Raw genomic sequence first — 5,178 nt, forward strand, 5'->3', positions numbered from 1 at the left:
GCTGCGACGGAGGAGTTCAACCTGCTGGACAAGGAGTTCATGGCGGCCGGGAGCGAGATCGAGACGGTTGCGCGCGAGTGGATCTGCGACGAGTTTTGTTTCGTCGCATCGGCATACGGGTTCACGGACTCGGATGCGGAGAGGCTGACCGCCGGCCGGGACTGGTGACCCGGGGGCAGGAAGGCCGTCTCGATCAGAGCTATTCGTCGAGAACTGCGATCAGCACGGTCGCCTGGTAGCGGACGGCGGGCTTGTGGTACAGCGTGACGACAGCTCGGCGCCTCGTGAGGCGGTTGATGCCGCATCCGACCGCATGACGTTCGCGGTAATCGGTCGTGTCGAACTTCGGCGACCGGCCGCCGCGGGAGCCGGGCTTGCGCCGATTGCGCGCCTGGTCGGCCTTGTCGGGGATGGTGCAGCGGATCCCCCGGCGGCGCGGGTAGGCGCGGTCCGCCCGCACACGATCGGGGCGGACGCGCGGCCGTCCCGGCCCAACGCGGGGCACGTGGACCCTCTCCAGCACGGCTTCGAACTCGGGCGAGTGTCCGCGCTGCCCAGCGGTCACCACGGTCGACAATGGCTTCTGGCCCTGCTCGACTGCCAGATGGAGCTTGGTGGTGAACCCGCCGCGCGACCCTCCCCAGCCGATGGTCACCTGGCTCGGCGCCCGGTGGCTCCTTGTGAAGCTCGCCCTGGCTGCGGGCTCCGGCCGCATGCTGATGGGCGCGACAGACCGTGGAGTCGACGCTCAGGTCCCATGTGATCGCCCATTTCGCGTCCGCCAGGGGCTGGAGCCGCGGTGATTCGCAGCGTGCTGCGCGTCGGCGCAGACGACCGGTACCGGCTGTAGCGACACGATCCGGCCCGCGCACGCCTCGGCGCCGGGTGTGGTGTCAGCGGTGGTTCGTAGGGTGGCCCGCGTGAACATCGATGATCTTTCCTGGCAGGCCCATACCCTTCTCGGGGTCTCCCCGCGCCTGGTTCGCACCCTCATCGACCAGGGGCATGTGGAGGTGGTGATCCAGGCGGCCCGGGAGCGCGGGGACTGGCACTGCGCCGAGGGCGCCGTCGAATCGCTCTGCGCGGACGGGCGGTACGAGCGGGCGCTGGAGGTGCTGGCGCCGTTCACCGCCACCGGCTGGCGCACCGCCCGGTTTCTTGCCGCCGGCGTCATGACCCGCCAGGGTCGCGGCGATGATGCGCTCGCCATGACCCGCCCCGACCCGGTCCAGGTGGACGACGAACATTACTGCGCCCGCTACGCGGAACTGGCGGTCAAGGCCGGCCGGGCCGACACCGCGATCGAGGTCCTCATCCCGCATCTGGACAAGGGCTGGCTGCTGCGGATCCTGGTCGAGGTGACCGAGGGCCAGGACCGCGACGAGCGGGTGCTTCAGCTGCTCACCCGGGCGCTCGAGGGCGCGACCGGCTGGCCCGGGCCGGGCCGCTGGCAGGTGCTTCTCTACACCGCCCAGGTGCTGGAGCGGGCCGGCCGCGCGGGCGAGGCGCTCGACCTGCTGCGCGCCGAGATCGCCACCGGAGTGCGGCACCCCCTCAACTTCCCGGAGTACTTCGCCGCGCTGCTCGCCCGCCAGGGCCTGACCGAGGAGCTTGCGGCACTCGCGGCAGGCGACTGCCACTTCGTCGGTGTGTACACCGCGGCGCTCGACAAGGCCGGACGGGAGCCGGAGTCCGAGGCCCTGCTGCGCGAACGCATCACCGCCCACAACCACGACCACGACCGCGTGCAGCTGATGGTGCTGCTGGGCCGCCAGGGCCAGATCGACGAAGCCGTCGAGGTCGCCCTGCCCGCGTGCGAGGACCACGACCGCGGCGGCGGCGTCGTCCACCGGCTCATCGGCCTGCTGCTGGACGACGGCCGGCCCGGCCGGGCACTCGAAATACTGGACAACCTCACCGGCTGGTGGGTCGACGGCCACCCCGACGACGTCCACATCACGCGCCTGTGGCTGCTCGGCAAGGCCGGCCGCCACACCGAGGCCATCGCGCTCGCCGCCACCCTGCCCCAGGACGAGCCCGGCCAGTGGGACCCCTCCATCGCCGACCTCCTCGAAGACGACGGCCGGACCGAGGAAGCCGTCACGCTGCTGCGCTCGTCACCGCACCGGTCCGCGGCCAACAGCCTGGCCGACCTCCTGGCCCGCACCGGCCGCCCCACCGAGGCCATCGCGGCCATCCCCTCCACCGCCGAACAGCGCGCGGCGTACGAGCAGCGCGAACGCGAGTGGAAGGAGGCGGACCCCTGGGGCATCCGCGCCGCACTCGCACGGATGGAGCAGGGCGAGCAGCAGCAAGAGCCCGAGCTGCTGTGACCGCGAAGGTTCGCCGGGCTGAGGGCGCTGGGTGTATCGGTGTTGTCAGGGGGAGGCGTCATGATGGTCCCAGCCAGTCACGGATCAGGGACGGGAAAAGACGTGCCATCGGCATTGGAACGCCTCCGGTCGCTGCTCGGTGAGCCGGAGGAAGCGTGGGGCCGGCCGTGCCGAGAGGTCTGGGAGGCCTCCGAACAGCATCTCGGTGTCACGCTGCCCGCGGACTACAAGGCCTTCATGGACGTGTACGGGCCCGGAACCCTCGACGAGTACCTCCACCTCGACCGGCCGACCGGGCTCATGACCTCTGCCGAACTCGGGGTCTTCTGGTCCCTGGAGGGTTGGCGCGATGCGCGCAGAGGGTGCGAGGACCTCTACCCCTTCCCGTTCCATCCCGACCCCGGCGGGCTCATCCGCTGGGGCCGCGACGAGCACGGCAGCGAGTACTACTTCCTGGCCGACGACCCGGATCCGGGGAGCTGGGAGATCGTGGTCGGCAGCGAGTGCGCCGAGTGGTACCGCACCAGCGGCAGCTTCACCGACTTCCTGATGCGCTGCTTCGACGACCTCGACCGGGCGCCGTTCATGGACCGCGCCTGGCCCGGAGACGGCGCCCGCTACGAACCCTTCGACGTGTAGTGCCGTGCCCGGAAACGGTTGCCAGGTCAGGCGGTCAAGCGGCTGTCTGCAGTGGTCTACCGGCCCACCGGGCACCTCGTTCGCTGCGGCTGCGGGCGCGTTCGCGTCGTTGGGCGTCCAGGACGTCGGGGTGGCGGGCGTTCGTGGTGCGCCGGCGCAGGTAGGCACGGGATGATGCCAGGCCGGTCCGATCGCCGGCCACCGCATTGCTGCGGTGGTACCTGCTGGCAGCCGTCGGTCATGACTGACACTTCTATGGCGAAGAACTCGCCGACTGCATCGGCCCCCGAGTTCGACGCAGGCCACGAGCGCCCGGAGACCTGGAACCGCAGGTGACCATCGCTTTCTGGCCGGACTTCGTCCAGTAGGCGTCTGGACTTCAGCTCTCACCAGATCGACACGGACACGCCACGGTTCAACGCCGAGGCGCCATGGGCGGGTCGGTTAGGGTGAGCGCTGACGTGTGATCGGGGGGTCATGGGGAACGCGGGGTTGGTGCACCAGGTCCGGATGATGCGGGCGGGTGCGGGGGATCCGGTGCTGATGGTGGCGGAGCTGCGCCGTAGTGCGCTGCTGGTGCTGCGCTGGGGCGAGGAGGCGGTGTGGACCTGCGACCACGGCGGGCTGCGCTGGATCCACGCCTTCACCAGTGAGGCCGAACTCGCCGCCTTCGCGCAGGCCAAGGGCCTGCCGACGGAGGGCCTGCCCTATCTGACGGTCCTGGGCTCGCGGCTGCTGGACGTGGCCGTGCCCGCGCTCGGGGTGCCTGGCGGGATTGCCGTGGACGCGGCCGGCGCGCAAGGCATGCTGTTCCCGCCGATGCGCGGGATCGTGTCGGACGTGATTGCACTCGATGGTGGGCATGCGCGTGCGGATCGGGGGCTGCAATCGGGTTCGTCGGAGGTTTCGTCATCCGTGGAACCGATGGAGATGGGGGGATTTGGTCATGGCTGATTTCGAGGTCGATCCGGAGACGCTGAAGCTGGCGGAGAAGGGCATCAACGAGGCGATCGACGAGATGCAGAAGCTCGGCATCGCCGGCCTGGCCGAGAGCGGACGCGGCTTCACCGAGCTGGAACTGTCCGGCATGGACGCTGGTCACGGCCAGCTCAGCGCCGTCTTCGGCGAGTTCTGCGAGCGCTGGTCCTGGGGCGTGCGCTCCCTGGTCCAGCAGGGCTCCGCCGTCGCCGGGCGCCTCGGGCTGGCCGCCGGCTTCTACCACGAGCAGGAGCAGTACGTCGACGGCCTGCTCAAGGGCACCGTCGCCGCCGCCATGGGCAATCCCCACCAGAGCGGCGAGCAGGCCGCCGGCAAGTCCTGGAACGAGATCTGGGGCGACAACCCCTACACCCAGCTCACCAACCCCGACTTCTCCGCCGCCTCCGCCGCCCAGTCCGGCGAGAACATCAAGAATGCCTGGAAGGACGCCGCCAAGAGCAAGCTCGAACAGCCCCAGGCCGTCGCAGGCTTCATCCACGGCACCGTGACGGGCCAGGACTCATGAGCGGCGGGGTTCTTGACGGGGTACTCGGGGCAGCGAACAAGTTCGTCGATGTCAACCTCAAGGCCGGCGCTGGGATCCTCAAGGGCGGCGCGAGCGCGGTCGGCGGGCTGCTGGAGGAGGTCGGCCTCGACGGCGCCGCCCAGTCCGTGCGCGGCTGGGGCGATGACGTGGCGGACGCCGGTGGCCTGCAGGTCGGCGAGGCCGAGCTCGGCCAGAGCGACGACATACAACATCTGCTGCACGGCGACCCGAAGCGGATCGGCGAGGTCGCCGCGCACCTGAAGAAGTTCCACGACGCGTTCGAGAAGACCGGCACCGCGCTGGCGCGTCTGGACCACGAGCACTGGAAGGGCGAGGCGGCGGAGGCGTTCCGGGCCACCTTCACCCCACAGCCCAAGGGCTGGCTGACCGCTGCCGACGCCTGCGGCAAGGCGGCCGCGGCGCTGGAGAACTACGCGCACACCGTGACCTGGGCCCGAGGCCAGGCCCAGGAGGCCGTGGAGCTGTGGAAGGCGGCGCAGAAGAAGCTGGACGCCGCCGTCGCGCAGTGGCGCGAGGACGCCCTGACCTACAACCTTCGCGCGAAGGCCTACAACGCCATGCCGGCCGATCAGCGCCCGGCCACCCCGCCGGCCCGGCCCGAGGACTTCACCAACCCGGTGGAGGGGGAGTTCAAGGCGGCGCAGGAGAAGCTGGACGCCG

The 5,178-nt window shown here is 70.5% G+C and carries 7 protein-coding genes; 6 read left to right on the forward strand and 1 reads right to left on the reverse strand.

Annotated elements, in window-relative coordinates:
• Positions 1-168, forward strand: a 168-nt coding sequence (locus ACWEQL_RS40770) for a DUF5713 family protein (protein WP_452152898.1), incomplete at its 5' end; no start/stop codon positions are given.
• Between the two features lie 31 nt (positions 169-199).
• Here the strand turns inward: ACWEQL_RS40770 and ACWEQL_RS40775 are convergent.
• Positions 200-655: a transposase gene (locus ACWEQL_RS40775; RefSeq protein WP_452156409.1), complete on the reverse strand. Its 456-nt coding sequence runs from the start codon at positions 653-655 to the stop codon at positions 200-202.
• A gap of 265 nt (positions 656-920) precedes the next feature.
• Between ACWEQL_RS40775 and ACWEQL_RS40780 the strand changes: the two genes are divergently transcribed.
• The 5 genes from ACWEQL_RS40780 to ACWEQL_RS40800 form a co-directional block, all read left to right on the forward strand.
• The gene (locus tag ACWEQL_RS40780) at positions 921-2,333 is read left to right on the forward strand and encodes a tetratricopeptide repeat protein (protein WP_452156411.1); all 1,413 of its coding nucleotides are present in this window, start codon (positions 921-923) and stop codon (positions 2,331-2,333) included.
• Positions 2,334-2,447: 114 nt separating this feature from the next.
• Positions 2,448-2,972, forward strand: coding sequence for an SMI1/KNR4 family protein (locus ACWEQL_RS40785; protein WP_452156413.1), 525 nt, complete (start codon positions 2,448-2,450; stop codon positions 2,970-2,972).
• Positions 2,973-3,464: 492 nt separating this feature from the next.
• The gene (locus tag ACWEQL_RS40790) at positions 3,465-3,926 is read left to right on the forward strand and encodes a hypothetical protein (protein WP_452156415.1); all 462 of its coding nucleotides are present in this window, start codon (positions 3,465-3,467) and stop codon (positions 3,924-3,926) included.
• Positions 3,919-4,476 carry a hypothetical protein gene (locus ACWEQL_RS40795; protein WP_452156417.1) on the forward strand — a complete coding sequence of 186 codons (558 nt, stop codon included), beginning with the start codon at positions 3,919-3,921 and terminating at the stop codon, positions 4,474-4,476. The genes ACWEQL_RS40790 and ACWEQL_RS40795 overlap by 8 nt, the downstream gene beginning before the upstream one ends.
• Positions 4,473-5,178 (forward strand): putative T7SS-secreted protein (locus ACWEQL_RS40800; RefSeq protein ID WP_452156419.1); only part of this gene is annotated, 706 nt, incomplete at its 3' end. The genes ACWEQL_RS40795 and ACWEQL_RS40800, both read left to right, overlap by 4 nt.

The organism is Kitasatospora sp. NPDC004240 (assembly GCF_053603215.1).